This is a genomic window from Hydrogenophaga intermedia, from assembly GCF_023715105.1.
Classification (GTDB): Bacteria; Pseudomonadota; Gammaproteobacteria; order Burkholderiales; family Burkholderiaceae_C; genus Hydrogenophaga; species Hydrogenophaga intermedia_A.
In genome coordinates, this window is record NZ_JAMBNO010000025.1 from 1 (window position 1) to 26011 (window position 26011).

Sequence of the window (26011 nt, forward strand, 5' to 3'; positions counted from 1 at the left end):
CGCATCGTTCACGGCTCGCACAAGATAGTCCTCAAGGGCGAGTCGATGAGAAAGCTGGCCAAGGCCACTTGAGCCGGCCACGCCGACCGCCGTTCCACGCTGATGGCGGACACTTCGGCTACGATTTAAGCGTCACTCAGGACACCTGTGCAACGTGTCCGCCATCGCCTGGAACGCTGTCCGCGATGGAAATGGAATCACTGTCCGCCATCAGTGGAATGCGCAGCAAGGCCATGGCGGCCGTTTTGGACGTCACAGACCAGCTGGCGACGGAGCGGGCGGCGCTGCGAGACCGCCTGGCTCGGGCTTACACCGCCGTCTGGGTGTGGCCCGACAAGATGCTGGCCGCCACCCTCGCGCCTGGGCGCCGTGAGCTGGTGTGGGTCCCGCTGGCTGATGACGCGCCACTCGCAGATGCCCTGACCGGCAAGCTGGCGTTGCCACCCTTGCCCAAGCACCTGCAGCCCAAACAAGGTGACTGACGCCTGACCTGGGGCGCCGAGCGCCACCGTCATGCGCGACCGTCTTGCAGACCGTCGCCGGTAGCGAGACGGTAGAAGCTGACGCTCCCACCGTAAGCCCACGGGGTCGGCGGCTCTTTGGTCCCTAGGGGGACACGCCACCTTGGCGGGCTGGACGCCCCCCATCCCCTGCTGATACCGCGCCCCCATCCCGCTGACACCACACGGCGCTGTCAACGGGCGGGCAACCCGCGCGGTGCTTGCCGTTGTTGCCGCTGTTCGCAGCCCCTGCCGGCTCCGGCTGGACGCCGGACACCCCCCGGGTTGCCCGCCCGCTTTCAGCGAGCTGGGGGCGGGGCTTTGCCCCCGCAGCGCAACCGGAGCGTGGGCGCTCCTATCCCCGTTTAGGGCGGGGCTTTGCTTGCGGCTCCCCCGGCAGCGTGCCGACCCAGTGGGCTGGGTGCGGCTTGCTGGACGGCGGCTGGACGCCTGACTGTGGCCAGCAGTTGCCGGAACAGGTTTCCTATTGCTTCAGCTGACGACGAAAGCCCAGGGGGGTGCTCTCGTCGGGTGGGTTGTCTTTGCCCATGTTCAGCTCAGAGAATTCGCGAAGCATCAGTGTGTCGAAGTGCACCTCTGCCATCAGCGGGCCCGACAGATGGACCTAGTTGTTGAGTTGCAATAGGTTGTTTTCGAAGAGGCGGGATACCGGAGGCTTGTAGCCAAGGGCCGAATGGGGCCTGCGCGCGGCGCGATGAGCGGTACTAGGGAAGGTCTGCACAACGCTCGTTGCGACGAGTGCTGATGCGCGAGTTTTCAGATGGCGGCAACTGCGGCGTGATTCGGGTCATTCGAGGGCCGATTCGCGCCCCGTTGTCGACCCTTTCGGCCGCTGCGGACGCACTCATCCCCGGGCCCCCTGCAAAAGCGGTCGTCGCACCATCCACAGATTGGAGAGCGCGAACAGCGTGTGCAGCTGCGCCGTGTTCTTGGCCAAGCCGCGGTAGCGCACCTTCGCATGCCCGAACTGGCGCTTAATGACCCGAAACGGATGTTCGACCTTGGCGCGGATGCTGGCCTTGACGTGTTCGAGCTTGTCGAGCACAGCGCCCATGGGCGTGGCTTTGTCCAGAGCTTTGCGCTTGCCCGGGCGCATCGCCACATGCCAGTTGGCCTCGACGTGCCGCGTCTCTTCTCGCTTGCTCACGCCCTGGTAGCCCGCGTCGGCGAACACATCGCTCTCCTGGCCATGCACCAACGCACCGGCCTGCGTCACGTCGTTGACGTTGGCCGCCGTGCCGATGACCGTGTGCACCAGCCCCGAGTCGGCGTCCACCCCGATGTGCGCCTTCATGCCGAAGTGCCACTGATTGCCCTTCTTCGTCTGGTGCATCTCGGGGTCGCGCTCGCCGCTGCCGTTCTTGGTCGAACTGGGCGCGGCAATGAGCGTGGCGTCCACCACCGTGCCGCTCTTCAAGAGCAGCCCCTTGGCGGTCAGCGTGGCATTGACCGTGGCCAGCAACTGCAGGCTCAGGTTGTTCTGCTCCAGCAGGTGGCGAAAGCGCAGGATGGTGCTCTCGTCGGGCAGGTTCTCCTCACCCATGTCCAGCCCCGCAAACTCGCGAAACATCGGCGTGTCGTACAGCGCCTCTTCCATCGCCGGGTCCGACAGGTTGAACCACTGCTGCAGGAAGTGGATGCGCAACATCGTCTCGACCGCAAACGGCGGGCGACCGCCTTTGGCACCGGGGGCCGGTGCGTGCGGCGCAATCAGTGCCACCAGCTCGGCCCACGGCACCACCAGGTTCATCTCGTCGAGGAACTCGCGCTTGCGCGTGCGCTTGGTCTTGCGCTCGTATCCGCTCTCGCCCAGGCTCATTTGCTTCATGTCGGCAATGTCTCACATCACGCGGGTGGCGGCAGGGTTATGCAGACCTTCCCTAGCTCGGCGCATGGCATCACTGGGTTCTTCTCATCGTACGGGGACTGGGGTGTTGCAGACCTTTCATGACATTTTTACACTGCCTTCGGCTGCTGCATCCATAAAGCGGCGAAGTTCGGAATTGATGTTGAAGTCCGCGAGAGGGTTTGCATCCGAATTGCCTTCGGATTTTCTTTTCGCAATAATGCCTCTCAATTCCTCAGAACTGAGCTTTGGGGATTTAAAGGAAATCCCTAAAGACTCCATTTCTGCCATTTTTGCCATTTCTGCCACAGCCTTTTCGGCACCCTCCACTTGAATTAACTTTTCCTCTAGTTCGCTAATGGAGAGGTGATTGTAATTGCCTTGCTCCTCGCCAAGCTTTGTCAGGGCATCTTTAACAATACCCGCAAGTACGGCTAGCACTTTCGGCGGCGCTCCAAATTTGTAGGCAACTTCAAAATGCTGTATAAAGTCCTTGACTAGTTGTTTTCTCTCGTCCGCATATTTGTGTTGCGCAGGTGAAGGATTTTGCCTCGTAATAAAAAAACCAGTATCAGTGACCAACCACCGAAGCTCTTCAGGAGTTGGTATGGCACTTAGTACGCCGCCTGCATTCTTATTCGACTTGGTGATTTGCCACAGGCATGCGAAGTACCTCATTGCATCTGACGTCTCGTTTTTGCTGGTAAGCTCGCTTATTTTCCTTCTTCCCTCAAATAGTTCGCCCATAGCGGTCAGCTTGAATATCTTGCAATTTCCCTCGGCAATCGCTTCATCTACTAATATTTGTGCTTTGTCGGAAATATCGGCGGGCCCACGTGGTGAATTTGGATTCTTGGATGCTTCATTGAAGGCAAGCCATAGCCGCAATGAATCCTTGAGTTTCTCCGTCAATTCGGCCGTGCTGTGTCCACTTGCAGCTATGTGGATTCCGTTGCGCTCAATTTGTGCGATAAGATATTCTTTGTCACTCATAAAGTATCACCTTCTATTGTGATGGAGGGCGGAGTTAGGGAGTTTCCGGCGGTCTTTTCCTGATAACTATAGTCGATAGGATGCCTTGTTTCAACATCCCTCTGAGCCCAGGTGATGACGCGAGTAGATGAAATTGACGTACGCGTTGTTAGCGCAATGCCGCCTATCGCCATCTCCGGCCGGAATATCAAGGCAGCATGAAATGAGACACGTTGGGTGTGTCTCAGTTGCAGTCCGTGCGAAACTGTGCCAGCGCTTGGTGACAAATATGATGACGCAGCGGAAATTCCTGTTTGCGGAAAGGGCAAACAAGTAACCAGCGACACCGGGGCAGATAACAGGGGCGAGGTCGTGCTTATGAAGTCAAGCCGGCCAAGGTCGCCAAAGTGCTACCCCTGGTGCCCATAGGACTGACAGAGCAAATCAAGGTCGCGGCCGGGTGATGGGCAGCATCGGGCGCAGTCTTGACCCCGATGGCGTGGCCCGCTAATTGCCGCGCCGTGGGCGCTGGCGCGACCGCCTGTACACCCTTCTGGACACTCTGATGGCGTTGGACCGTGTTCGCGTGGTCGATGGGTCGATAGCGGTGCATTGGGCACTGTGAGTGGCAACAAAAGGGAGCCGGTTGTTAGGTACCGGGTGATTTACACCCGGAGCTTGGCGACCCCGATGCCTCCACCCACAAATAAAAAGACCTATAACGAAGAACGAGCAGGTGGAGAACCACTTCCCAAAAAACATAGAAAAAGGCCACCGAGGGTGGCGGTCACCCGCAAGAGTTCATCTGAGGGGTAGCCTGTCCGCTGTGGGTGACAGATAGCGACGGGCTGCGCCCGCCCCTCGGCTGTGCAAGGGGAGGCCCGTGGACTGCTCGAAGAGGCCAGCCCGCCGTGTGGCGTGTCCGGTGTCAGGTGCTCCAGGTGGCCGTGCTGACTGAGGGCGTCACAACCACTTGGAGCAAACCATGAGCATCGGCCTTTTCCTCGGCGGCATCTTCTCGTCCCTCTGGCAGGAGTTCGCTACCCCTCAGGAGCCCACCGCAGGCACGTCTTTGCCGGAGGGCGTCTGCTCGCTGCTTCAGCCGGCCGGCCCCCTGGTCAACGTAGACGGCACGCCCATGCTCGACTGCGCGGTGGACGTGCTGGGCAAGCCCTACGGTCACGTTAGTCCATTCCCCGTGGACAGCGTCAGCATGTTCGGCACCGGACTGCACGGCTCGGACGGATGAACGAGGAGGGCGGCCTATTGGCCGCCTCGTGTCACCCCCCTTTGGAGGCCTTTGCAGCCTGGCGTCTCCTCAGACGCTCCTGCTTGCGTGCCTCGATGGCGAGCACCCCCTGCCTGATGCGCTCTCGGTCCGGGCACTCGAACAGGATGCGAAATCCCTGACCCAGCGGCTCGCGCCGGATGAGGCCGAGGGTTTCAAGGTCCGAGAGGTGAAGCCGGATGGCACGCTCGTCCTTGCCCGTCACCTTGGCTAGGTACGGGCCTGCGTAAGTCGTGTTGCCCTCGTAGTGGCAGGAGGCAAGCGCCACGTAGACGTACAGCGTCGCGTTGTCGATGCTGTCTGCCACGTTGAACAGGAGCTTGCGGGGGAGGCAGAAGAAGCCTCCCTCGCCGTAGCCCTCGTACCAGCGGTTGTTCTCGTCGCTGGGGATGCGGTTGCGGGCGCGCTTCACTTCTGACCCTCCAGCTGGCTTTCGAACCAGGCTTCGACGGCCGAGAGTTTGAAGAAGGCGAGCCGGCTGCCGTGAACGTGCATGGGCGCGGGGAAGCCCCGGCTGGAAATCCAGTTCTCCAGGGTGCGTGTGGAAATGCCCAGGGCTTCAACTAGGGCGGCTTTGCTAAGGAAGGTCATCAAGTCTCTCCGTGCCGGTATCGACCGGTGGCGGAGCCAGCAAGGCGCTGGTCTCGACTTGTTTAGGGGCGGGGTTTTAGCCTTGCGCGTAGATGCGCACTTGCGGGATGAGTCCGTTAGACGTTTTCATGCACAGCCACATTGGTAGCTACACGGGGCACCAACCAAGCCTGCCCCATGAAGCAACTCCCCACCGAATACCTGCATGGCCTCCTGAGCAAGCCTGCCGAGCCCGACCGCAGCCCATCACGCCGCGCACGTCCGACCCTCCAGCGCAGCGGGCGCGAGACAGCCCGGCTCAACGAGCACAAGGCGCTGCGGGCTGTCGCCCAGTTTGGGCACCTGCGCATCAGTGAGCTGGCGCGTTCGGTGTGGCCGCAGGCTCGATACGCAGAGCAGCTGGCGCGCAGGATGGCGGCAAGGCTGGTTGCCTCTGGCTTGCTGCTTGAGCGTCGCAACGCCCTGGGCTCGCGGAGCCTCTGCCTGACCCGAGGCGGGGCGGCATGGTTGGAGCTGCGCGGGGTTGAAGCACAGCACACGCTGGACCTGTCCAGCGTGGCCGGCAGCACGTTTTTCCACCGCACCCTGGCCACTCGCTACCTCGTCGAGCGCCAGGTGGAGGGCGCACAAGTGCTCGGCGAGTACCAGCTGCTGCGCCGCAAGGCCCCGTTCAGCGTCGATGCCCTGGTACGTGTCATGCGCAAGTTGCCAGACGGGATGGTCTGGCAGCGGCGGGCCAGTGGCCCGATGGAGGTGGAGCTGGTCGAGCAGGAGGTTGCCGCGAAAGCCCGGCAGGAGCTGGAGAAGTGCCTGAGGGCGGCCGAGCTGGTGGGGCGCTCGCTGGACGCTGGAGGCCTCTACAGGGTGGGCGGATTGGTGTTCGTCTACGACCGCGAGTTGAACCACGCCCGGCGCATCCTCCTGGCCGCTACTTCCTTGTGGGGCGACCGTCCGCACGCCGAGCGGGTCATGCTGGAGCGGCGCGTCAAGCTGGTGGCAGTCGAGCTGCGTGACCCGCTGGTGTGGGTCGGCTCAAGCACGGTCACGCTACATGACCTGCGGCAGCGGGGCGTATAAATCGCCTAGCTACACAGGTCAGACCTCACGTAGTTTGAACAGGTCATCGGGGACTACCTGATTCGGCGTGCGCCCCGCACGCCCGCTCGTGGGTTATGCCGCGTTCGCTAAATGCACTGTGCAGCCCCGCAAGGGGAGAGAGGCGCCTTCTGGCGCCTCTCTTGTGTTCGAGGACCCAGGGAGGCTCGCCCTTCAGCCTCTTGGGCTGGTCTGCTGCTCCAGCCGTTCAAGCCACAGCAGGGCATGGTCGCGCGACGTACCGCACATCTCGCTGCTTGGCTGTAACCCACCACAGACTGCTGGCCGCTCGTGTCGGCCGAACAACTCGCATGCCATTTCCGGCGTGAGGTGCGCGCACCTCTGGCCGGCTCGTTTTCCATAAGGCATCTTCGGCATGGGTGTCGAGATGGAAGGCGCAATGCAGCACGCGCCGCACCCTGGTCGGCAACTTGATGCTTGATACGATGGCAGGCCGAGTTCCACTAGCTCCCTCATGGCTTGCCCTGGGGCAGGCCCGGCAGCGGGCTGCTGATCGAGGGGGCGATACAGCAGGCGGCGCAGCCGGGGCGGCAGTCCATGCTCAGTCAGGGGTGTTGAGTTTTCTCGCCGCGCGGATCGCCTGTTCGACCACGCCCTGCACCGACGCCTGGGCGGTCGTGCTGACGAGTTGCCCGTTGTCGTCAAAGGCTTCGGCTGCCTTGCTCAACGCAAACTGTTTCGGCGTCACCCAGCACTGCAGGTTGAGCAGCAACGGCGTGAGGTGCGACAGGCTGCGCAGGCCGCCGAGCGCGCCGGGCGAGGCGCTGAGCAGGCCCACCACCTTGCCCGCAAAGGGCTTGGTGCCGCTGGACCACTCGGGGTCGCCCTTGATGGGGCTGGACACCCAGTCGATGGTGTTCTTGAGCAGGCCGGTGTAGCTGCCGTTGTACTCGGGCGAGCAGACGATCCAGGCCGGGTGGGCGTGGAAGATCTCCTTGAGGCGGCGCGCGGCAGCGGGTGTGCCGCGGGCTTCGAGATCGGCGTTGTAGAGCGGCAGTTCGTGCTCGGCCAGTTCGAGCAACGTTACCTGGGCACCGGCGGCGCGCGCCATGTCGGCGGCCACGCGGGCGAGCTTGCGGTTGTGTGACTGCGCGCGGGTGCTGCCCGCGAACACAAGGACGGGGAGGGGGGAGGCGTTCATGGGCCGGCATTGTGGCGCAGCACACGGCGACTCGCCCCTGCGCCGTCCGGGGCGAGGCCCTTGGTGGGACAATCGCGGGCTTGCCCGCGCCGGTCTTGTGGCCTGCGTGGGCTTTGGAGTTCAAGATGCTGTATCCGCAGGAATTCGACGTCATCGTGGTGGGCGGCGGCCACGCCGGCACCGAGGCTGCGCTGGCCGCGGCCCGCATGGGCTGCGCCACGCTGCTGCTCACGCACAACATCGAGACGCTGGGTCAGATGAGTTGCAACCCCAGCATCGGTGGCATTGGCAAGGGCCACCTGGTCAAGGAGGTTGACGCGCTGGGTGGTGCCATGGCCATCGCTACCGACGAAGGCGGCATCCAGTTCCGCATCCTCAACGGCAGCAAGGGCCCTGCGGTGCGTGCCACGCGTGCGCAGGCCGACCGCATTCTTTACAAGGCGGCCATCCGGCGCCGGCTGGAGAACCAACCCAACCTGTGGCTGTTCCAGCAGGCGGTGGACGACCTCATGGTGGAGGGCGACCGCGTGGTGGGCGCGGTGACGCAAGTGGGGGTTCGCTTCCGCGCGCGCACCGTGGTGCTCACGGCCGGCACCTTCCTGGACGGCAAGATCCACGTGGGCCTGAACAACTACAGCGCTGGCCGTGCGGGCGACCCGCCCGCGGTGTCGCTGTCGGTCCGGTTGAAAGAGCTCAAGCTGCCGCAGGGGCGCCTGAAGACGGGCACGCCGCCGCGGCTGGACGGCCGCACCATCGACTGGTCGAAGTGCACCGAGCAGCCGGGCGACGGCATGCCCTTGGCAGATGGCACGCCGGCGAATTCGCCAGTGCCGGTGTTCAGCTTCATGGGCCGTGCCGACATGCACCCGCGCCAGGTGCCCTGCTGGATCACGCACACCAACGAACGCACGCACGAGATCATCCGCAGCGGTTTCGACCGCAGCCCCATGTTCACCGGCAAGATCGAAGGCGTGGGCCCGCGCTATTGCCCGAGCGTGGAAGACAAGATCAACCGCTTCGCCGACAAGGACAGCCACCAGATCTTCCTGGAGCCCGAGGGGCTGACCACGCACGAGGTCTACCCCAACGGCATTTCCACCAGCCTGCCCTTCGACATCCAGTACGCGCTGGTGCGCAGCATGGTCGGGCTGGAGAACGCGCACATCCTGCGGCCGGGCTATGCCATCGAGTACGACTATTTCGACCCGCGCTCCCTGAAGAACAGCTTCGAGACGAAGCAGATCGCCGGGCTGTTTTTCGCAGGGCAGATCAACGGCACCACGGGCTATGAGGAAGCGGCAGCGCAAGGTTTGTTCGCGGGCATCAACGCTGCGTTGCAGTGCCGCGGCGAGGCGCCCTGGGTGCCGTCGCGCGACCAGGCTTATCTGGGTGTGTTGGTCGACGACCTGGTGACGCAGGGTGTGACCGAGCCCTACCGCATGTTCACCAGTCGTGCCGAGTTCCGCCTGCAACTGCGCGAGGACAACGCCGACATGCGCCTCACCGAGGATGGTCGCCGCCTGGGTCTGGTGGACGACGCGCGTTGGGACGCGTTCTGCCGCAAGCGCGACGCGGTTTCACGTGAAACCGAGCGCCTGAAAGCGACCTGGGTGAACCCACGCGTGCTGCCGGCGGAGGAGGGTGAACGTGTGCTGGGCAAGGCCATCGAGCACGAGCACAACCTGTTTGACCTGTTGCGCCGCCCGGGGGTGTCGTACGCGGCGCTCGCTGGCATGAACGGTGGCGCTTACCAGAGCGATGCGGTTTCACGTGAAACACTCGGCGATCTGGCCGACGCGGTGATCGAGCAGGTGGAGATCGCAGCCAAGTACAGCGGCTACATCGACCGGCAGAAGGCCGAGGTCGAGCGCGCGGCGAGCTTCGAGCACCTGCGCCTGCCGCCGGACATTGACTACCTGCAGGTGACGTCGCTGTCGTTCGAGGCGCGGCAAAAGCTCGCCAAACACCGGCCCGAGACCCTTGGTCAGGCGGCTCGCATCTCGGGCATCACGCCCGCGAGCATCTCCCTGTTGTTGATTCACCTGAAGAAGGGTGGCTTCAAGGGCTTCGGCGTTGCGCCCCGCCCGCAAGCCGAGACCGCCGCGACATGACCCGCCTGCCCCAAGCACTGCGCGACGAACTGCGCCAGGAACTCAAGCTGGGTCTGCGTGCGCTCGACCTGGAGCTCGACAAGGCGCAGGTCGAACTGCTGCTCGACTATCTCGCCCTGATCGAAAAGTGGACCCGCGTCTACAACCTGACGGCTGTGCGCGACCCCGGCGAGATGCTCACCCACCACTTGCTCGACAGCCTTGCCGTGGTCGGGCCGCTGCTGCGTGAGACCGACGGCCGCCCGGTGCGCCTGCTGGACGTGGGCGCGGGCGCCGGCCTCCCGGGGGTCGTGATCGCGATCGCCTGTCCGCACATCGAGGTCACCTGCGTGGACACGGTCGCCAAGAAGGCGGCCTTCATCCAGCAAGTGGCGACCGAGTTGGCGCTCGTCAACCTGCGCGGCCTGCACGCCCGGGTCGAGACCCTGGACCGGCGCAACCGTGGGGAAGAGGGCTTCGACGTCATCACCTCGCGCGCCTTTGCCTCGCTGGTCGACTTTGTCGACTGGTCGCACCGCGCGCTGCAGATCGGTGGGTTGTGGATGGCCCTCAAGGGCAAGCACCCGCAGGCCGAACTGCTGGCCCTGCCGCCGGGGGTGGAGGTGTTTCACGTGGAACCGATCGCCGTGCCGGGCCTCAAGGCGGATCGCTGCATCGTCTGGATGCGCGACCACCGGTCCTGAAAGCCGCTTTTCGGGCCGCCGGGGGCCCCGGCCGGTCCGGATCGCCGCAAGCGGTCACGTACACTCGACCCCTGCTTTTTCGGGGGCTCACACCATGTTCGGCATTGCGGATTACGGCGCCTTCGTCATCGCCGTCGTCGTGTTCCTCGCCATTCCCGGCCCGGGCAATCTGGCCCTCATCACCTCGACCGGCAAGGGTGGCGTGCGGGGCGGCCTGGCGGCCACCCTGGGGGTGATCGCGGGCGACCAGGTGCTGATGTGGGCCGCGGTGGCCGGCGTGGCCGCGCTGCTGACCGCCACCCCGGCGCTGTTCGGTGCCGTGCAATGGGTGGGTGCCGCTTACCTCGCCTGGCTGGGCTGGAAGATGCTCACCGCCAAGCCCGGCGACGCCCCGGTGTTGAACATTCGCCCGCGCCAGTACTTCCAGCAGGCCGCGGCCATCACCCTGCTCAACCCCAAGGCCATCGTGTTCTACATGGCCTTCTTCCCGCTGTTCGTGGACCCGGCCCGCCACCAGGGCCTGGTCACCTTCGGTGCCATGGCTGCCACCATCGCCGCGCTCACCTTCGCCTACGGAATGGGCATGACGCTGATCGTGCATTTCCTTGCCGAGCGCCTGCGCGCCAACCCCTTGTTCGGCCGCGTGCTTGAAAAGCTTGCGGGCGTGTTCCTCATCGGTTTCGGCGTCAAGCTGGCCCTCTCCAAATAAGCACCCGACATGGCGAAGATCTTTTGTGTGGCCAACCAGAAGGGCGGCGTCGGCAAGACCACCACCACGGTCAACCTGGCCGCGGGCCTCGCTAAGGTGGGGCAGCGTGTGCTGATGGTGGATCTCGATCCCCAGGGCAATGCCACCATGGGGTCGGGCGTGGACAAGCGCGCCATGAAGCTCTCGGTCTATGACGTGCTGCTGGAGTCGGCCACGGTGAACGAGGCGGCGGTCTTCTCGGAGAAGTGCGGCTACCACGTGCTCGGCGCCAACCGCGAGCTGGCGGGCGCCGAGGTCGAACTGGTGGAGGTGGAGCGGCGCGAGCGCCGGCTCAAGCAGGCGCTGGCCGCAGTCAGCGAGCAGTTCGACTTCGTGCTGATCGACTGCCCGCCCAGCCTGAGCATGCTCACCCTGAATGGCCTGTGTTCGGCGCATGGCGTGATCGTGCCCATGCAGTGCGAGTACTTCGCGCTCGAAGGCCTGACCGACCTGGTCAACACCATCAAGCAGGTGCACGCCAACCTGAACAAGGACCTGCAGATCATCGGCCTGCTGCGCGTGATGTTCGACCCGCGCATCACCCTGCAACAACAGGTGAGCGACCAGCTCAAGGCCCACTTCGCCGACAAGGTGTTCGACACCGTGATTCCGCGCAACGTGCGCCTGGCCGAGGCGCCGAGTTACGGCCTGCCCGGCGTGGTGTTCGACCCGGCCGCGCGCGGCAGCCAGGCCTTCATCGCCTTCGCCGAGGAGATGGTCCAGCGCATCCGGAAGATGTAGGACGTTTCACGTGAAACCGGAGAACGTCCTGATCCTGCCGGGCTGGCAGAACAGCGGGCCTGCACATTGGCAGAGCCGCTGGGAGATGGCCCACGGCTACCGGCGCGTCGACCAGCACGACTGGATGACGCCGCAGCGCGGCGACTGGATGGCGCGGCTGGAAGACGTCGTGCTGGCGGCCGACGGCCCGGTGGTTCTGGTGGCGCACAGCCTGGGCTGCATGCTCACCGCGGCATGGGCCGCGCATTCGAAGAACAGCGCGCGTGTGCGGGGCGCGCTGCTCGTGGCGCCAGGCGACCCGGAGCGCGAGGAGCTACAAGGCCTGCTGCCGAGCTGGTCGCCCGTGGTGCGCCAGCGCCTGCCGTTTCCCGGCATCCTGGTGGGCAGCCGCGACGACCCGTATTGCACCTTCGAGCGTGCCCAGGGCTTTGCCGCCGATTGGGGCGCGCGCTTCATCGACCTCGGCAACGCGGGTCACATCAACGCCGACTCCGGCCTGGGCGATTGGCCGCAGGGCCATGCCTGGCTGGCCGAACTCATGAAAGACAACCCCTGATGGTCAACAAGAAACCCAAGGGCCTGGGCCGCGGCCTAGAAGCCCTTCTCGGTCCCAAAGTCGAAGACAAGCCCGCCGGTGAAGCGGCGGCCGGCGCGCCGTCCACGCTGGCGCTCGAGGAACTGGTGCCCGGCCAGTACCAGCCGCGCACGCGCATGGACGAGGGCGCGCTCTACGAGCTGGCCGAGAGCATCAAGGCCCAGGGCATCATGCAGCCGATCCTGGTGCGCAAGCTCACCAGCGGCCCGAACGCCGGCAAGCACGAGATCATCGCCGGCGAGCGGCGCTTTCGCGCCTCGAAGCTGGCTGGCCTGAGCGCCGTGCCGGTGCTGGTGCGCGAGGTGCCGGACGAGTCGGCCGCGGCCATGGCGCTGATCGAGAACATCCAGCGCGAAGATCTGAACCCGCTGGAAGAAGCCCACGGCCTGCAAAGGCTGGTGAAAGAGTTTGGGCTCACTCACGAACAGGCGGCGCAGGCCGTGGGTCGCTCGCGCAGCGCTGCCAGCAACCTGCTGCGCCTGCTGCAACTGGCCGAGCCGGTGCAGACCATGCTCATGGCCGGCGACATCGACATGGGCCACGCGCGCGCGCTGCTGCCGCTGGACAAGGCCTCGCAGATCACCGCTGGTAACCAGATCGCGACGAAAAAACTGTCGGTGCGCGAGGCCGAAAGCCTGGTCAAGAAGCTCTCGGCCGAGTTCGCCCTGGCCCCGCAGAAGCCGCGCAAGGAAAAGTCGCGCGATATCCGCCGCGTGGAAGAGGAACTGGCCGACCTGCTGACCGCCGAGGTCGAGGTGCGCGTGAAGAAGCGCGTCAAGCGCCACGGCCGGGTGGAGGAAATGGGCGAACTCGTGATCCAGTTCGGCTCGCTGGACGCCTTGAACGGCATCATCGAGCGCCTGCGGGCGGGGCACTGAGCGACGTCGCAGGGGCGCAAGAGCGGATCTTGCAAGTGACAAGGGAGTAGGAACGTGGAAGCAAAAAAGTTCTGGTGTCAAGTCCTTCGTGCAAATCACGCAGAGCTTGAAACCGTATATGGGACAGTAGGTTAGCTCGTTTTCAGGCCACTTTGCGGAAGTGCGGCCTTGTGGGCTAGGAGCCACATAGGAGCGTCGGGAGGGAAAGCCGGATCGCGCTGGAGCGTGCGGGATTGCCGAGGAACGGCGGGCCTGTCGCACCATCATAGCCCAAGAGGCTTTGCGTGCGGCATCCAGAGAATGAAGAACGCGCAGCCTGGGGCTGCGCGTTCGACGGATGCCATTGGTACGCGACGCCATCATGTCGGCTTCGTTGGCGCGCTCCGTGTCGCTGTGCCCTTCCTGAATCCCCGATCCCCCGCCATGAACGCCTCCAGCATGTGCGGGATAAGCGTCGTTGCATCGACGGTCTCGCCATATGCCTGCGCGTGCAGCGCGGCATAGCGGTCGAGGGTGGCCCTCAGGCTGGCCGGGCAAGCGAAGGTCAGCTTGACGCTCTCGGTCTTGGGCAGTGGCCCGAGCCGCAGTTTCTTGGTCGTGCTCATTGCATCGCTCCCCGCTGGAAGAACATTGGCTGGTACGGACGCAGCACCAGATCGCGGTTGGCGATGATCCGCACCGGCAGGCCGGGCCGCTCGGTCAGCGTCGGCTGGATGTTCATGTTGCGCCGGGTCATCTCCTGCCCGACCTGGTTGATGCTGTCCTGTGCGCTGTCGCGCCCGGCGATCACGATGCGGTTGCCGTCCTGCCGGTTCTCCGGCGCGGCCAACTCGGCGCCGATGCCCAGCAGCGTCGTCAGCGCCGCACCGGCGACGATGCGGCTCCAGTGGTAGTCCACACCGTCTTCCAGGCCCGAATAGCCGGCCGGATCGGTGCCGACGAGGTTGTCCAGCGTCAGCGAGGACGTGTCCGGCAGGATGATGCGGTTCCAAACCACCTGCACCCGGCTCTGTCCATAGCTGACCTGGCTGTTGTAGCGGCCCAGGATGCGCGAGCCCTGCGGAATCAGCAGGAACTTGCCCGTGGCCGTGTCGTAGACCGGCTCCGTCACCGTGGCGATCACGTCGCCCGGAAGATCGGACTTGATGCCTGTCACCAGCGCGCCAGCGATCACCGTCCCGGCCATCACCTGATACGGCGAGGACGGCATTTTCAGATTCCCGGAATTGCGGGTTTCCGTAGAGCCGCCTTTCAGGAACGCCTCTTTCTGGTCTTGTCGATTCTGCACAGCGGTCGGGTCGGCGGGCTGGGCCGCCGTCGAGGCCGGCCCGGCGGCGAGCGGGTCGAAGCCCGCCAAGGCCGATGCTTGGCCAGCCGCAGCGACTTGCGCAGCCGCTGGCGCGGCGGTCTTGCCAGGCGTGCCCGAGCGGAAGAACACCGAGGAAGCTGCTGCCGCTTCAGCTTCCTTGCGCCGTGCATCCTCCGGGTCGTGGCCCGGCGGCGCGTAGGTGGGCGTCACCGGCTGCTGCGCCTTCACGATGGCCGGGCCAAGGTCGCCCGGCAGCGGCGGCCCCAGCTCGGGCACCTTTCGCGGCAGCTTGGAGTAATCCGAAGGCAGGCCATCCAGCCCCTCGGACTTCGAGACGCGATCGACGTTGTAAAGCTCGGTCTGCTCGCCTGCGCCGCGCCGGTGCGGCTGCAATGACCAGATCGTGGCCCCGAGCACGGCGACCGACAGGCCACCGGTGAGCATGGCCAGCGTGCGCCGGTTCAGGCGTGTGACCGGGCGCGGCTGGGCGCGCAGCGCCACCGCCTCGGGCGCGACCTTGCCCGCCTGCGGCGCAAAGTCAGGGGAATCGTCCTGGCTCATGCTCAGTTCCTCCGCGTGCCATCGGTACGTTCGATCCGCACCACATCGCCCTTGTCCCCGCCCAGGCGTAGTTCGGCGGCGCCGAACAGGCGATCCACGATGTAGTACGGCGGCCGGAAGCGGTAATTGACGAGTTGCCCATCGCCCTGGGCGCCGATGACGAACAGCGGCGGCAGTTCGCCTTGGGCGATGCCCGGCGGAAACTGGATATAGACCTTCTCGCCGTCATCGAAGGCGCGCAGCGGCTTCCAAGGCGGATTGCTGCCGCTGACCGCATAGCGGAACCGGATCTTCTCCAACGACAGCCCGGCATCGACCGGCGCGGCGGCGCTGGCCGCCTGCGCCTGGCGCTGCAAGGCCAGCATCTTGTCCTTCGGGTACTCCCAGGACACCGACGCCATCCACGTCTTTTCGGTAGAGGTCAGCTCCAGCAGATAGGTGCGCCGGCTGGTCGTGATGACGAGATTGGTCTTCAGGCCCGAGCGGATCGGTTTGACCATCACATTGACGCGCAGCGCGTCAGCGCTGCCGCTCGATGTGTCCCCGACGATCCAGCGCACGGTATCGCCAGCGGCCACCGTCACCAGTTCCTCGCCGGGCTGGAGCGCGATCACCGTCACGCGGCCCACGGCCGCATAGACCTGATACAGCGCGCCATCGGTGAAGGGCCAGACCTGGATCGCGTTGACGTAGCCCTCGCGCGTGGGCGCAATGCGCGCCTCGGCGTTGGCGCGGGACACACGCACGGTTTCATCGGCGGGTTCCGGCGTGGGCTTGGCATCCGGCACAGGTTTCATCTGCGCCGGCATCGGCAGCACCTGCGGCACGGCCACCACTTCCACAGGCGCAGGCGGCTCCGGCAGCGGCTGCGCCTGCGCCGGCTCATCGAGCGAAATGGACGGCGGCGGCTTGCCCTGCGTGGCGCAGCCCGCGAGGGCAAGCAACATGATCGGCAAGGCGGATTTACGGAAAAGATCATTCATGGCTTTGCTCCTTCGTTTCCTTCCAGTTCGCGGCTCCACGACAGCCCGTTGACGTAGATACCCAGAGGGTTCTTGCGCACGCGCTGCTCGGTGCGCGGCGTCTGCTGCACGATGGAAACCACGGCGTTCCAGCGTTCGGTGCGATCCAGCGCGCCATTGACAAAGCGCGTCTCCGTCCAGCGCACGTTGAAAGACGTGTCGCTGGCGCGGGTCACGCTGGTGATCTGCACCGTCACCGACTCCTTGCCGATGCGCGCGAACGGATCGTTCACGCGGGCGTACTCGTTGAGCACCACGGCGCCCTTGTCAGTGGTGTAGTCGTAGGCATCCAGCCAGTTCTGCCGCACCACGATGGGGTCGATGGACAGCGAGCGCACCAGGCCGATGAAGCGGCCCAGGTGATAGGCCACCTGGGCATCGCTGGGCCGATACGGCGTAGCGGCTTCACCGACCGCGCGCACCTGGCCCGCGTTGTCCACCTCGATAACGTAGGGCGTGACGATGGACTGCGCCGAGCGCCAGACCAGCCCGCCCGCCATCAGCACGGCCAACGTGAGGCAGCCAAAGGCCATGAAGCGCCAGTTCTTGGCCTGCACGCGGGCCGAGCCGATACGGTCGTCCCAGACCTGCGCGGCGGATTGGTAGGGGGTGGCAGGCTGCGGCGTATCGGCGTAGCGCACCTGCGGTCTTTTGAATCGCATGAGGGTTCTCCTTGAAGATCAGGAATCGGAATCACGCAGGCTTGGCCCCTGGCTGGAGCTGCCGCCGTCGCCGCCGCGCAGCGTGTGGGCGGCGGTCGTGGCGGCATGGGTGAGCTGCTGCCTGCGGTGCAGGCGCTTGGCCCAAGCGGGTTGTGCGGTGGATGGGGCTGTGACGGGAGATTCGCTCGCAGCCCGTGCGGCACTGTCCCCCGACGCCGATCCGGCGTCATCAGGCCGGAAGGCGGCGGCGACGCGCTCCTTCATCGAGCGTGCGCCTTGGGCCACCTTCTGCCCGGCTGCCTGCGCGCCAGTCTTGGCGACATTGCCCACACCGGCGGCGGCGCCCTGGAGGCCGCCACCGGCCGAAGCGGAGCCCGCCTGATAGGCCGACTTGGCGCTGCTGGCGGTCGATGCCATCGAACGGGCGCCACTGACCCCTGCTTTGGCGGCTGCGGGCGCCATACGCGCTCCGGCCGCCACGGCGCCGCCGACACCCGTAGCAGCAGCGCCGACCGCAACGGCGGTTCCGGCTGCGCCGATGGCAGCACCGGCCATCGCGCCCGCGCCAAGCTGCGGGCCGCCGGACACCAGCCCGGTCGCAATGCCCGGCCCGAAGATGCCCAGGGCCAGCATGGACAGCGAGACCAGCATGATGACCAGCGCCCGGTCGATCGAAGGCTCCGAACCTGCCGGGATGTTGAACTCGGAGAACAGCCCCGAGCCGATACCGACGATGACGGCCAGTACCAGCACCTTGATGCCCGACGACACCACGTTGCCCAAGACCTTCTCGGCCAGGAATGCCGTCTTGTTCCAGAGGGCGAACGGCACCAGCACGAAGCCCGCCAGCGTGGTCAGCTTGAACTCGATCAGCGTCACGAAAAGCTGCACCGCCAGCACGAAGAAGCTGACGATGACCACCATCCATGCGAAGAACAGCACGACGATGGGCATGATGTGAATGAACACCTCGGGGAAGCCCGCCATCTCCTTGATCTGCTCAAGAATGGGCGCCCCGGCGTCGATGCCCACTTTGGCGAGCCGTCCCGGCTGCAAGAAGTTACCCATGCTCAGGGTCGAGCCGCTGGCCGTCAGGCCCAGCCCGGCGAACGAGCGGAACACGATGCTCGCCAAGGTGTTGAAGTTGCCGATGATGTAGGCGAAGGCACCGACGTACAGCACCTTGCGGATCAGCTTGGCGATCACGTCCTCGCCCTGGCCGCTGGCATGGCTCATGGCCCAGAACAGCCCGGCGAGCGTCATGTCGATGACGATCAGCGTGGCTGTGAGGAACGCCACCTCCCCGTGCAGCAGGCCGAAGCCCGAGTCGATGTAGCGCGAGAACACATCGAGGAAGCGATCAATGATCGAAATGTCATTCATGGCGAGTCCTCCTGCCCCGGCAAGGCCGCTGCCACCGCCTCGCCGTCTTCGGTGGGTTCATCGAAGCTGGCCGGAATCGGCGGCAATTCGGCCAGCGTCCGGTACTCATCAGGCCCGGCCTTGCCGGAGAAAAAGCGGCGCAGGTCGGCCTTGACCACCTGCGCGCATAACGCGCCGTCGAGCTGACCCGCGCGGCATTGCTCCTTGAGCAAGCGCAGCCGCGCCGGATGGGCCGAGAGTGCATCGACCGAAGGCACCTCCTGCTGGCCGCAACCGGCCAGCAAGAGCACGAGACCGCAGAAAGCAGGCGCGCGGGTCATGGCAACACCTGTCACCGGCCGTAGAAATCGACGGTCTGCGGCGTGTACGGCGTACCTTCACCCAGGAAACGCCGGTTCACCTCGCGGCCTCGCTCCACGGCGGCAGCCTGCCGCGCCAACTCCAGCGACGCGGCGCGATCCTGGGTGATGCTCAGGCGTTGCGTTTGGATGGACTGCTTGGCCTGCAAAGCCAGAAGCTGATTGGTGGCTTGCATGGCCTGCAAGGCGCCCACGGCCGATTGGCTCTTGCCCACGAGGTCGGCCAGCACGCCCTCGTCGTCGCTCAGGTTCTGCGACGCCTGGGCCTGCATCTGCATGGTGGTCTGCAAGCCGTTGAGCGTGTTCTTCCAGCGCTCCTGCGCGTCGCGGTACATCTGGTTGCCGCTGACGGTGGCGGCATATTGCTCGGGATACAGGCGCTGGAACTCCCGATCCAGATTCGTCACGTCGTAGGCCAGTCCTCTGGCCTGGGCGATCAGCCGCTGTGTGGTCGCCAGATTGGCGCGCAACTGGCCGACCACGCTGGACGGCAGGCTGGCGAGGTTGCGCGCCTGGTTCATCAGCATCTGCGCTTCGTTCTGGAGCTGCTGGATCTGGTTGTTGATCTGCTCCAGCGTGCGGATCGCGGTCAGCGTGTTCTGCACGAGGTTCGTGGGGTCGATCACGACCCATTGCGCATGGGCGGTGGCGGTGCAAAGCATGGCCGCGATGGCGGCGGCGATGAGACGTTTCTTCATGGCTGGTTCTCCAGGGGTTGGTCAGCGAGGGAACCCGGCGCGAGGCCGGGGAACGAGGGCAGCAGGTCGGCCGCCCAATCGAGGCCGCGATGGCGCAGCCAGGCGCCCGCGAAGCCGGGCACGCCGGCGTCGGCCAGCACCGCGTCCATGTCGCGCTGGTCTTGCGGCGTGGACGCGCCCGCGAAGGCCAGCGCCGCCGGCCCCAGGTCGAGGTCGAACAGGCGATTGCCGAGGCGCGATTGGTAGTAGTAGTCGCGCTTGGGCTGCGCGGTGGCGACGATCTCGATCTGCCGCCTGTTGAGGCCGAAGCCCTCGTAGATCGTGCGAATCTGCGGCTCGGTGGCCTGCGGGTTCGGCAGGAAGATGCGACTCGCGCAGCTCTCGATGATCGCGGGCGCGATGCTCGAATCCTTGATGTCGGCAAGGCTCTGCGTGGCGAAGATGACGCTGACGTTCTTTTTCCTGAGCGTCTTGAGCCACTGGCGGATACGCGCGGCAAACACCGGGTCATCGAGGAACAGCCACGCTTCATCGAGGATCAGCAGCGTGGGCGCCCCGTCGAAGCGTTCATCGAAGCGCGCAAAGAGGTAATGCAGCACCGCCATGACGGCGGCCTTGCTGTGCATCAGCTCCTCCATCTCGAAGCACTGCACGTCGGCCATGCCGAGCCGGTCATGGTCGGCGTCCAGCAGCTTGCCGTGGGCACCGCCCAGCACATAAGGCGACAACGCCTGCCGCAGCGTGTTCGATTGCAGCAGCACGGACAGCCCCGTCATCGTGCGCTGCTCCACCGGCGCACCGGCGAGGCTGCCGAGCGCCGACCAGATGGCGGCCTTCTCTTCGGGGCCGACGACCACGCCCTCATGCCGCAAGCGGCCTTCGATCCACTCTGCCACCCAGGTGCGGTAGCCCTCGCGGTCGATACGAGCCAAGGGCTGGAAAGCGATTTCGCCATCCATCCCGAGGTCGTAGTGCTCGCCGCCCAGGCCCAGGATGGTGGCGCGCATCGAGCGGCCCATGTCGAAGGCGAAGATGCGCGAGCCGCGATAGCGACGGAATTGCATCGCCAGGGTGGCGAGCAAGACCGACTTGCCCATGCCGGTCGGGCCTGCGACCAACGTGTGGCCCACGTCGCCGATGTGCGTCACCAGCCGGAACGGCGTGGCGCCATCGGTGCGCGTGACGATCAGCGGCGGGCCGTCAAGATGGGCATTGCGTTCGGGGCCGGCCCATACCGCCGACACCGGCATCATGTGCGCCAGGTTCAGCGTCGAGACGATGGGCTGGCGCACATTGGCGTAGGCATTGCCGGGGAGCGAGGACAGCCACGCATCCACGGCGTTCAAGGTTTCAGGGATCGTCACGAACCCGCGCCCTTGGATGGCCCGCTCCACCATCCGCAACTTCTCGTCGGCCACGGCCGGGTCGGCATCGAGCACTGTAACCGTGGCGGTGAGATAGCCGAAGGCGACTTGATCGCTGCCCAGCTCCTGCAAGGCGGCATCGGCGTCGGTGGCCTTGTTGCTCGCGTCGGTATCGACCAGCGGGCTTTCTTGCTGGAAGATCGTTTCGCGCAGCAGCGCGATGACGTTCTTCCTTTTCGCAAACCACTGGCGACGCAGGCGGACGAGTTCCTTTTCCGCTTCGGCTTTGTCGAGGCACAGGAACCGGGTTGACCAGCGATAGGCAAATCCAAGCCGGTTGAGGTCGTCCAGAATCCCCGGCCAGGTCGAGGGCGGAAATCCCCGCACCGACACCACGCGCAGGTGCCGGTCGCCCAGCATGGGCGCCAAGCCACCGACAAGTGCGGAGTCGGTCAGCAGCGCGTCGATGTGGAACGGCACTTCGGGCACGCCGACGCGGTAGCGCCGCGTCGAAATGGTGGCGTGCAGGTAGGTCAGCGTCTGGCTGTCATCCAGCCAGGCGATTTCCGGCATCACGCCGTCGAGCAGGTCAAAGATGCGATCCGTTTCTGCGGCGAAAGCTTGCAGCCGCTCGCGCCAGTCCACGCCGTCGGTAGGCCGGTTCTCGTACAGCATCCCCGCCGCGCGGGCGTGCGATTCCTCGGGCGGCAGGTACACCAGCGTCAGGTGATAGCCGCTCTCGAAGTGATTGCCCGAGTCCTCGAATGTGGCCCGGCGTTCCTCGTCCACCAGCCACGACAGCGGCTCGGGGAACGCCGAGTGCGGATAGTCGGCGGCGGCGCGGCGCTCGGCCTCGATGAACAGTGCCCAGCCCGAACCCAGGCGGCGCAGCGCGTTGTTCAAGCGCGCCGACGTGGCGATCAACTCGCCTTGCGTCGCGCTGTCGAGGTCAGGCCCGCGAAACCGGGCCGTGCGCTGGAAACTGCCGTCCTTGTTCAAGACGACGCCCGGTGCGATCAGCCCGGCCCAGGGCAACCAGTCAGCCAGCAAGGCCGGGCGCTGGCGATATTCGGCAAGGTTCAGCATGGCATTCCCCTCACACGTCCAGCAGCGGCCGGTGCTTGATATGGCGCGCGAACACGGCCATGAACTGCGGATCGACACGCGCACCCCAGACCGCCAGCGAATGGCCGACGATCCAGAGCACCACGCCTGGAATCCACATCTGTAAGCCCAGCCCGACAGCAGCGGCCAAGGTGCCGTTAGTGATGGCCACGGTGCGCGGCGCACCGCCCATCAGGATCGGCTCGGTCAACGACCGATGCAGCGGCACCTCGAAGCCGGGTATTCCATCGTGTGGGCCGTTCATACGACGGCCCCACCGGAGAAGCTGAAGAACGACAGGAAGAAGCTCGAAGCGGCGAACGCGATGGACAGGCCAAACACGATCTGGATCAGCTTGCGGAACCCGCCCGAGGTATCACCGAAGGCCAGCGCCAAGCCCGTAGCGATGATGATGATGACCGCGACGATGCGCGCCACCGGCCCCTGGATGGATTCGAGGATGGATTGCAGCGGCCCTTCCCAGGGCATCGAGGAACCGGCGGCCTGCGCAGTACCTGCGAGCAGCAGCATGAAGGCAGCGAGCATCAAGCCCTGCATGGCCGGGCGAGCCAGGCCATCCAGCCGTGCGGGCCGAGGAAGCGGATTTGCGGAAATACGGAAAGCATCAGCGTGCGTCATGGAAGTTCTCCAGAGTGGTCAGGGGACGGGGAGGAAAGGTCGGACTGCGACAGCAGCTCCGGGAATGGAGCCTCCAGCGCATCCGCCAGGTGGTAGCCCACGCCATCGAAGCCGATGACGCGGACGATGCTCTCGATGCGGCGCTTGCGCCCGCGCCCAGCGATGTGGATGACCACATTGACCGCTTCCGCGATCAGCGCACGGGGCGGGTTCACCGCCACTTCGAGGATCAGTTGCTCCAAACGCAGCAGCGCGCCCAGCGCGGAGCCGGCATGGATCGTGGCAATGCCGCCCGGATGGCCTGTACCCCACACCTTGATGAGATCCAGCGCTTCGGCGCCGCGTACCTCGCCGACGACGACGCGATCCGGGCGCAGGCGCATGGACGAGCGCACCAGCTCGGTCATCGACACCACGCCTGCGCGCGTGCGCAGCGGTACGTGGTCGCAGGCCGCGCATTGCAGCTCCACCGTGTCTTCAAGCACCAGCACGCGGTCGCCAGTGGCGGCGATCTCGGCGAGCAAGGCATTGGCGAGCGTGGTCTTGCCCGTGCTGGTGCCACCGGCAATCAGGATGTTCTGGCGCTCGCGCACGGCGCGCACCAGCAAGCCCGCCTGCGCGGCGGTCATCATTTCGTCCTCGATGTAGCGCGACAGCGGGATCACGCCAAAGGCGCGCTTGCGCAAAGCGAAGGCCGGCCCCGGCGCAGCGGGCGGCAGGATGCCCTCGAAGCGCTCGCCCGTCTCGGGCAGCTCCGCCGTCAGGAGCGGCTGGCCGCGATGCACCTCGGCGCCGACGTGGGCCGCGACCAGCCGGATGATTCGTTCGCCGTCGGCCTCGGACAGCTCCACACCCATCGGCGCGCGGCCCGACGAAAGCCGGTCGATCCACAAGGTGCGATCCGGGTTCAGCATGACTTCCACTACGTCGGGGTCTTCCAGCGCGGCGGCGATCAGTGGCCCCATCGCCGTGCGCAGCATCTGGATGCGGCGATCCAGTGAAACGGCGGTGAAGGAAGGAACGGCGCTCATGACGCGCGCTCCTGCGCGTCGTCCATGCGTGCCGGGTCTGGATGCAGTTCTTCCACCACGTCTCGCACCAGACTGCGACCGCGCAGCAAATGCCGCCCGAGTTGTTCGACGAACTGCTCGAAGCGCGCCTTGCCCTGGGCGCGCGCTGCGTCCTGATGCGCTTCGGGCACGGGCGTGCTCACCGTGAGGAAGTAGCGGATGAACAGTGCCAGCGTCTCGATCTGGATGTTCTGGTCGCGCTCCATGCGTTCGGCCTGCCGCGACAGGCGATCAAGCCGCTTGGCAATGGCCGCCTCGCGCTGGTCGGCGGCATCGGGCGACAGCCACGATGCGAGCGCCGCCGCGACGATGGACGACTTGGACACGCCCTTCTTGGCGGCCAGCTCATCGAGCCGCTTGGCGTGCTCCGGCTGGATGAACACGTTGAGGCGGTGTTGGGTCATAGGTCGATTCCGTCATCAGGGTCGAGGGATGCCAGCCGGGCCGTGCGTTGCAGGGCAGGGTCGAGCTGGCGAGGAAGGGGAAGCGGCAGGTCGTCGTCATCGAGCAACCCAAGGTCGGCCGCAGGCGCGGCCAGCTCGGGGTCGTAGGCGGCGATTTCGGAGAGTTCGGGCTGGCGACGCGGGCCGCCGTCATCGGCGCTGCCAAGGTCGCCAACGGTCTCCGCGACGAGAGGTGCCGGCACCGCAGGAATTGCCAGCCCGCTCCAGTCATCGGCGCGGGCCGGCGGCGCGTCGGCGTACTGCCCGTCCGCCAGCGTGGGCGGCGGCAGCACGCGGCGCTTGAAATTGGCGTCCGCGTAGTAGCGCAGCTTCTTCGCCTTGATGGGCGCCACGCTGGACACCATTACCACGGCCTCATCAGGCGGAAGCTGCATGACTTCGCCCGGCGTCAGCAGCGGACGCGCGGTTTCCTGGCGCGACACCATGAGGTGGCCCAGCCACGGCGCGAGCCGGTGGCCCGCGTAGTTGCGCTGCGCGCGCAGCTCGGTGGCGGTGCCCAGCGTCTCGGAGATCCGTTTGGCGGTGCGCTCGTCGTTCGTGGCGAACGTCACGCGCACATGGCAGTTGTCGAGGATGGAGTGGTTTTGCCCATACGCCTTGTCGATCTGGTTGAGCGACTGCGCGATGAGGAAGCTGCGGATGCCATAGCCCGCCATGAAGGCCAGCGCCGTCTCGAAGAAGTCCAGGCGCCCCAGCGCAGGGAACTCATCGAGCATCAGCAGCAGCTTGTGGCGGCGCTCGATGCCATCGGAGCCATCGAGCGACTCGGTGAGGCGCCGCCCGATCTGGTTGAGGATCAGGCGAATGAGCGGCTTCGTCCGCGATATGTCCGAAGGCGGCACCACCAGATACAGCGATACCGGATGCTCGGCCGCGATCAGGTCGGCGATGCGCCAATCGCACCGCGACGTGACTTGGGCCACCGTGGGATCGCGGTACAGGCCGAGGAACGACATGGCGGTGCTCAACACGCCGGAACGCTCGTTGTCCGATTTGTTGAGCACTTCGCGCGCAGCCGAGGCCACCACCGGATGAGGCCCATCGCCGAGGTGCGGCGTGGTCATCATCCGGTGCAGCGTCAACTCGAAGGGGCTGGCCGGGTCGGAGAGGAAGTTGGCGACGCCGCGCAGCGTCTTGTCTTCGCCCGCGTAGAGCACATGCAGGATGGCCCCGACCAGCAGCGCGTGCGAAGTCTTTTCCCAGTGATTGCGCTTCTCCAGCGCACCTTCGGGATCAACCAGAATGTCCGCGATGTTCTGCACGTCGCGCACCTCATGCGCGCCGTGTCGTACCTCCAGCAGCGGGTTGTAGGCCGCTGACTTCGCATCGGTGGGGTTGAACAGCAGGCAATGCGAGAAGCGCGAGCGCCAACCGGCGGTGATCTGCCAGTTCTCGCCTTTGATGTCGTGGATGACGGCGGATGCAGGCCAGGAAAGCAGCGTCGGCACCACGAGGCCCACGCCCTTGCCCGAGCGCGTAGGCGCGAAGGTCAGGACGTGTTCCGGGCCTTCATGCCGCAGGTACTGTTGGCGATGCAGGCCGAGGAACACGCCCGCAGGGTGGTCAAGGCCCGCCTTGTGAATGTCCTCCACATTGGCCCAGCGGGCCGAGCCATAGGTCGTGACCAGGCGCGACTGGCGCGAGCGCCAGATCGACATGCCGATGGCGACCACAACCGCCAGTAGGCCACTGCCGCCCGCGATGGCGCCGCCGGTATCGAACACGCGCGGCGCGTAGGCATCGAAGAAGAACCACCACTCGAACAACCGCCACGGGTGATAGACCGGTGTGTCCAGGAAATCGAACCACGGCGAGCCCAGGCGTAGTTGGTAGCCCAGGGCCGCCGCTGTCCATTGCGTGGCGCTCCACACCCCAGCGATCACGATGCCGAACACCACGGCAATCTGACCGAACAGCACGTTCGTTCCCTGCATCATCCAGCCTCCGATCGCAGCACAGGCATGTGCCGCCCTCGTGAGGATCAGTGCCGCTGGGCGTGCCGGTCAAAGACCGTTATCGGCAGGTTGATGCCGCAAAAAACATGGTTTCCGGCAGGGAAGAACTGGGGCGAAAGACCGCCACAATGAGCGCGCTGCTGCGCAGCGCGCAAAAAGGCGCAGGCACGCGCAGGTGCGTTGCGGCAAG

General features: G+C 65.6%; 28 protein-coding genes and 1 pseudogene. 9 read left to right on the forward strand and 20 right to left on the reverse strand.

The features are described from left to right. Window positions 1-191 precede the first annotated feature (191 nt). Window positions 192-482 carry a hypothetical protein gene (locus M3149_RS19010; protein WP_251711066.1) on the forward strand — a complete coding sequence of 97 codons (291 nt, stop codon included), beginning with the start codon at window positions 192-194 and terminating at the stop codon, window positions 480-482. 883 nt (window positions 483-1365) lie between these two features. Here the strand turns inward: M3149_RS19010 and M3149_RS19015 are convergent. Together M3149_RS19015 and M3149_RS19020 are read right to left on the reverse strand one after the other, a co-directional pair. Further along, a complete protein-coding gene (locus tag M3149_RS19015) occupies window positions 1366-2349 on the reverse strand; it encodes an IS5 family transposase (RefSeq protein ID WP_251711067.1) in 984 nt (327 codons plus the stop codon). 117 nt (window positions 2350-2466) lie between these two features. Beyond that, window positions 2467-3360, reverse strand: a complete 894-nt coding sequence (locus M3149_RS19020) for a hypothetical protein (protein ID WP_251711068.1) — start codon at window positions 3358-3360, stop codon at window positions 2467-2469. Between the two features lie 964 nt (window positions 3361-4324). On the opposite strand from M3149_RS19020, the gene M3149_RS19025 reads away from it, so the two are divergent. After that, complete coding sequence (locus tag M3149_RS19025) at window positions 4325-4588, forward strand: hypothetical protein (protein ID WP_251711069.1); 264 nt, start codon at window positions 4325-4327, stop codon at window positions 4586-4588. A gap of 31 nt (window positions 4589-4619) precedes the next feature. Here the strand turns inward: M3149_RS19025 and M3149_RS19030 are convergent, their stop codons facing one another. Then, complete coding sequence (locus M3149_RS19030) at window positions 4620-5039, reverse strand: helix-turn-helix domain-containing protein (RefSeq protein WP_251711070.1); 420 nt, start codon at window positions 5037-5039, stop codon at window positions 4620-4622. Then, window positions 5036-5218 (reverse strand): helix-turn-helix transcriptional regulator, encoded by a 183-nt coding sequence (locus M3149_RS19035; protein ID WP_251711071.1) that lies wholly within the window; start codon window positions 5216-5218, stop codon window positions 5036-5038. The genes M3149_RS19030 and M3149_RS19035 overlap by 4 nt, the downstream gene beginning before the upstream one ends. Window positions 5219-5395: 177 nt before the next feature. Here M3149_RS19035 and M3149_RS19040 point away from each other — a divergent pair, with 177 nt between their 5' ends. After that, window positions 5396-6295 (forward strand): hypothetical protein, encoded by a 900-nt coding sequence (locus M3149_RS19040; protein WP_251711072.1) that lies wholly within the window; start codon window positions 5396-5398, stop codon window positions 6293-6295. Between the two features lie 192 nt (window positions 6296-6487). Here the strand turns inward: M3149_RS19040 and M3149_RS19045 are convergent, their stop codons facing one another. The 3 genes and pseudogenes from M3149_RS19045 to M3149_RS19055 form a co-directional block, all read right to left on the reverse strand. Continuing rightward, window positions 6488-6790, reverse strand: coding sequence for a YkgJ family cysteine cluster protein (locus tag M3149_RS19045; protein ID WP_251711073.1), 303 nt, complete (start codon window positions 6788-6790; stop codon window positions 6488-6490). After that, a pseudogene (locus M3149_RS19050) lies at window positions 6790-6873 on the reverse strand (YkgJ family cysteine cluster protein); the annotation flags it as partial. The pseudogene M3149_RS19050 and the gene M3149_RS19045, both read right to left, overlap by 1 nt. A 2-nt stretch (window positions 6874-6875) precedes the next feature. Beyond that, the gene (locus tag M3149_RS19055; RefSeq protein WP_251711074.1) at window positions 6876-7475 is read right to left on the reverse strand and encodes an NADPH-dependent FMN reductase; all 600 of its coding nucleotides are present in this window, start codon (window positions 7473-7475) and stop codon (window positions 6876-6878) included. A gap of 125 nt (window positions 7476-7600) precedes the next feature. Between M3149_RS19055 and mnmG the strand changes: the two genes are divergently transcribed. The 6 genes from mnmG to M3149_RS19085 all read left to right on the forward strand — a co-directional run bounded on the left by mnmG (window position 7601) and on the right by M3149_RS19085 (window position 13231). Continuing rightward, entirely contained in the window at window positions 7601-9586 is a 1986-nt protein-coding gene (gene mnmG / locus M3149_RS19060; RefSeq protein ID WP_251711075.1) for a tRNA uridine-5-carboxymethylaminomethyl(34) synthesis enzyme MnmG, read from the forward strand. Continuing rightward, window positions 9583-10269 (forward strand): 16S rRNA (guanine(527)-N(7))-methyltransferase RsmG, encoded by a 687-nt coding sequence (gene rsmG, locus M3149_RS19065; protein ID WP_251711076.1) that lies wholly within the window; start codon window positions 9583-9585, stop codon window positions 10267-10269. The genes mnmG and rsmG overlap by 4 nt, the downstream gene beginning before the upstream one ends. Window positions 10270-10363: 94 nt before the next feature. Beyond that, complete coding sequence (locus M3149_RS19070) at window positions 10364-10978, forward strand: LysE family translocator (RefSeq protein ID WP_251711077.1); 615 nt, start codon at window positions 10364-10366, stop codon at window positions 10976-10978. A 9-nt stretch (window positions 10979-10987) separates the two neighbouring features. After that, window positions 10988-11758 (forward strand): ParA family protein, encoded by a 771-nt coding sequence (locus M3149_RS19075; protein WP_251711078.1) that lies wholly within the window; start codon window positions 10988-10990, stop codon window positions 11756-11758. Between the two features lie 10 nt (window positions 11759-11768). Then, the gene (locus M3149_RS19080) at window positions 11769-12314 is read left to right on the forward strand and encodes an RBBP9/YdeN family alpha/beta hydrolase (RefSeq protein WP_251711079.1); all 546 of its coding nucleotides are present in this window, start codon (window positions 11769-11771) and stop codon (window positions 12312-12314) included. After that, window positions 12314-13231: a ParB/RepB/Spo0J family partition protein gene (locus M3149_RS19085; protein WP_251711080.1), complete on the forward strand. Its 918-nt coding sequence runs from the start codon at window positions 12314-12316 to the stop codon at window positions 13229-13231. The genes M3149_RS19080 and M3149_RS19085 overlap by 1 nt, the downstream gene beginning before the upstream one ends. 359 nt (window positions 13232-13590) lie before the next feature. Here M3149_RS19085 and M3149_RS19090 read toward each other — a convergent pair whose 3' ends face one another. The 13 genes from M3149_RS19090 to M3149_RS19150 are packed head-to-tail and all read right to left on the reverse strand — an operon-like array spanning window position 13591 to window position 25800. Next, window positions 13591-13836 carry a DUF2274 domain-containing protein gene (locus M3149_RS19090; protein ID WP_024537615.1) on the reverse strand — a complete coding sequence of 82 codons (246 nt, stop codon included), beginning with the start codon at window positions 13834-13836 and terminating at the stop codon, window positions 13591-13593. Then, window positions 13833-15101: a TrbI/VirB10 family protein gene (locus tag M3149_RS19095; RefSeq protein ID WP_024537616.1), complete on the reverse strand. Its 1269-nt coding sequence runs from the start codon at window positions 15099-15101 to the stop codon at window positions 13833-13835. Before M3149_RS19095 ends, M3149_RS19090 begins: the two co-directional genes overlap by 4 nt. Before the next feature lie 2 nt (window positions 15102-15103). Next, window positions 15104-16084: a P-type conjugative transfer protein TrbG gene (trbG, locus tag M3149_RS19100; RefSeq protein WP_024537617.1), complete on the reverse strand. Its 981-nt coding sequence runs from the start codon at window positions 16082-16084 to the stop codon at window positions 15104-15106. Further along, window positions 16081-16785, reverse strand: a complete 705-nt coding sequence (gene trbF, locus M3149_RS19105; RefSeq protein WP_024537618.1) for a conjugal transfer protein TrbF — start codon at window positions 16783-16785, stop codon at window positions 16081-16083. The genes trbG and trbF overlap by 4 nt, the downstream gene beginning before the upstream one ends. Before the next feature lie 18 nt (window positions 16786-16803). Beyond that, entirely contained in the window at window positions 16804-18168 is a 1365-nt protein-coding gene (trbL, locus tag M3149_RS19110) for a P-type conjugative transfer protein TrbL (protein ID WP_024537619.1), read from the reverse strand. After that, window positions 18165-18488, reverse strand: coding sequence for an EexN family lipoprotein (locus tag M3149_RS19115; protein WP_009523295.1), 324 nt, complete (start codon window positions 18486-18488; stop codon window positions 18165-18167). The genes trbL and M3149_RS19115 overlap by 4 nt, the downstream gene beginning before the upstream one ends. A gap of 11 nt (window positions 18489-18499) precedes the next feature. Next, window positions 18500-19225, reverse strand: coding sequence for a P-type conjugative transfer protein TrbJ (gene trbJ / locus M3149_RS19120; RefSeq protein WP_009523294.1), 726 nt, complete (start codon window positions 19223-19225; stop codon window positions 18500-18502). Next, complete coding sequence (gene trbE / locus M3149_RS19125) at window positions 19222-21675, reverse strand: conjugal transfer protein TrbE (RefSeq protein ID WP_108500079.1); 2454 nt, start codon at window positions 21673-21675, stop codon at window positions 19222-19224. Before trbE ends, trbJ begins: the two co-directional genes overlap by 4 nt. Before the next feature lie 10 nt (window positions 21676-21685). Beyond that, window positions 21686-21958 (reverse strand): VirB3 family type IV secretion system protein, encoded by a 273-nt coding sequence (locus M3149_RS19130; RefSeq protein WP_009523292.1) that lies wholly within the window; start codon window positions 21956-21958, stop codon window positions 21686-21688. Beyond that, entirely contained in the window at window positions 21955-22332 is a 378-nt protein-coding gene (locus M3149_RS19135) for a TrbC/VirB2 family protein (protein ID WP_009523291.1), read from the reverse strand. Before M3149_RS19135 ends, M3149_RS19130 begins: the two co-directional genes overlap by 4 nt. Further along, window positions 22329-23363: a P-type conjugative transfer ATPase TrbB gene (gene trbB, locus M3149_RS19140; protein WP_024537621.1), complete on the reverse strand. Its 1035-nt coding sequence runs from the start codon at window positions 23361-23363 to the stop codon at window positions 22329-22331. The genes M3149_RS19135 and trbB overlap by 4 nt, the downstream gene beginning before the upstream one ends. Then, window positions 23360-23806: a ribbon-helix-helix protein, CopG family gene (locus M3149_RS19145; protein ID WP_009523289.1), complete on the reverse strand. Its 447-nt coding sequence runs from the start codon at window positions 23804-23806 to the stop codon at window positions 23360-23362. The genes trbB and M3149_RS19145 overlap by 4 nt, the downstream gene beginning before the upstream one ends. Next, on the reverse strand, window positions 23803-25800 hold the full coding sequence (locus M3149_RS19150; RefSeq protein WP_024537622.1) for a conjugal transfer protein TraG: 1998 nt from the start codon (window positions 25798-25800) through the stop codon (window positions 23803-23805). The genes M3149_RS19145 and M3149_RS19150 overlap by 4 nt, the downstream gene beginning before the upstream one ends. Between the last annotated feature and the right edge of the window lie 211 nt (window positions 25801-26011).

What these genes read in the sequence shown, in the direction of transcription:
- trbB (WP_024537621.1), bottom strand. Translation starts at nt 23,363, where the DNA reads ATGAGCGCCGTTCCTTCCTTCACCGCCGTTTCACTGGATCGCCGCATC.
- M3149_RS19095 (WP_024537616.1), bottom strand. Translation starts at nt 15,101, where the DNA reads ATGAGCCAGGACGATTCCCCTGACTTTGCGCCGCAGGCGGGCAAGGTC.
- M3149_RS19130 (WP_009523292.1), bottom strand. Translation starts at nt 21,958, where the DNA reads ATGAACGGCCCACACGATGGAATACCCGGCTTCGAGGTGCCGCTGCAT.
- M3149_RS19150 (WP_024537622.1), bottom strand. Translation starts at nt 25,800, where the DNA reads ATGCAGGGAACGAACGTGCTGTTCGGTCAGATTGCCGTGGTGTTCGGC.
- trbL (WP_024537619.1), bottom strand. Translation starts at nt 18,168, where the DNA reads ATGAATGACATTTCGATCATTGATCGCTTCCTCGATGTGTTCTCGCGC.
- trbE (WP_108500079.1), bottom strand. Translation starts at nt 21,675, where the DNA reads ATGCTGAACCTTGCCGAATATCGCCAGCGCCCGGCCTTGCTGGCTGAC.
- trbF (WP_024537618.1), bottom strand. Translation starts at nt 16,785, where the DNA reads ATGCGATTCAAAAGACCGCAGGTGCGCTACGCCGATACGCCGCAGCCT.
- trbG (WP_024537617.1), bottom strand. Translation starts at nt 16,084, where the DNA reads ATGAATGATCTTTTCCGTAAATCCGCCTTGCCGATCATGTTGCTTGCC.
- M3149_RS19010 (WP_251711066.1), top strand. Translation starts at nt 192, where the DNA reads ATGGAATCACTGTCCGCCATCAGTGGAATGCGCAGCAAGGCCATGGCG.
- M3149_RS19025 (WP_251711069.1), top strand. Translation starts at nt 4,325, where the DNA reads ATGAGCATCGGCCTTTTCCTCGGCGGCATCTTCTCGTCCCTCTGGCAG.
- mnmG (WP_251711075.1), top strand. Translation starts at nt 7,601, where the DNA reads ATGCTGTATCCGCAGGAATTCGACGTCATCGTGGTGGGCGGCGGCCAC.
- M3149_RS19045 (WP_251711073.1), bottom strand. Translation starts at nt 6,790, where the DNA reads ATGAGGGAGCTAGTGGAACTCGGCCTGCCATCGTATCAAGCATCAAGT.
- trbJ (WP_009523294.1), bottom strand. Translation starts at nt 19,225, where the DNA reads ATGAAGAAACGTCTCATCGCCGCCGCCATCGCGGCCATGCTTTGCACC.
- rsmG (WP_251711076.1), top strand. Translation starts at nt 9,583, where the DNA reads ATGACCCGCCTGCCCCAAGCACTGCGCGACGAACTGCGCCAGGAACTC.
- M3149_RS19075 (WP_251711078.1), top strand. Translation starts at nt 10,988, where the DNA reads ATGGCGAAGATCTTTTGTGTGGCCAACCAGAAGGGCGGCGTCGGCAAG.
- M3149_RS19085 (WP_251711080.1), top strand. Translation starts at nt 12,314, where the DNA reads ATGGTCAACAAGAAACCCAAGGGCCTGGGCCGCGGCCTAGAAGCCCTT.
- M3149_RS19020 (WP_251711068.1), bottom strand. Translation starts at nt 3,360, where the DNA reads ATGAGTGACAAAGAATATCTTATCGCACAAATTGAGCGCAACGGAATC.
- M3149_RS19040 (WP_251711072.1), top strand. Translation starts at nt 5,396, where the DNA reads ATGAAGCAACTCCCCACCGAATACCTGCATGGCCTCCTGAGCAAGCCT.
- M3149_RS19090 (WP_024537615.1), bottom strand. Translation starts at nt 13,836, where the DNA reads ATGAGCACGACCAAGAAACTGCGGCTCGGGCCACTGCCCAAGACCGAG.
- M3149_RS19055 (WP_251711074.1), bottom strand. Translation starts at nt 7,475, where the DNA reads ATGAACGCCTCCCCCCTCCCCGTCCTTGTGTTCGCGGGCAGCACCCGC.
- M3149_RS19035 (WP_251711071.1), bottom strand. Translation starts at nt 5,218, where the DNA reads ATGACCTTCCTTAGCAAAGCCGCCCTAGTTGAAGCCCTGGGCATTTCC.
- M3149_RS19015 (WP_251711067.1), bottom strand. Translation starts at nt 2,349, where the DNA reads ATGAAGCAAATGAGCCTGGGCGAGAGCGGATACGAGCGCAAGACCAAG.
- M3149_RS19070 (WP_251711077.1), top strand. Translation starts at nt 10,364, where the DNA reads ATGTTCGGCATTGCGGATTACGGCGCCTTCGTCATCGCCGTCGTCGTG.
- M3149_RS19135 (WP_009523291.1), bottom strand. Translation starts at nt 22,332, where the DNA reads ATGACGCACGCTGATGCTTTCCGTATTTCCGCAAATCCGCTTCCTCGG.
- M3149_RS19145 (WP_009523289.1), bottom strand. Translation starts at nt 23,806, where the DNA reads ATGACCCAACACCGCCTCAACGTGTTCATCCAGCCGGAGCACGCCAAG.
- M3149_RS19115 (WP_009523295.1), bottom strand. Translation starts at nt 18,488, where the DNA reads ATGACCCGCGCGCCTGCTTTCTGCGGTCTCGTGCTCTTGCTGGCCGGT.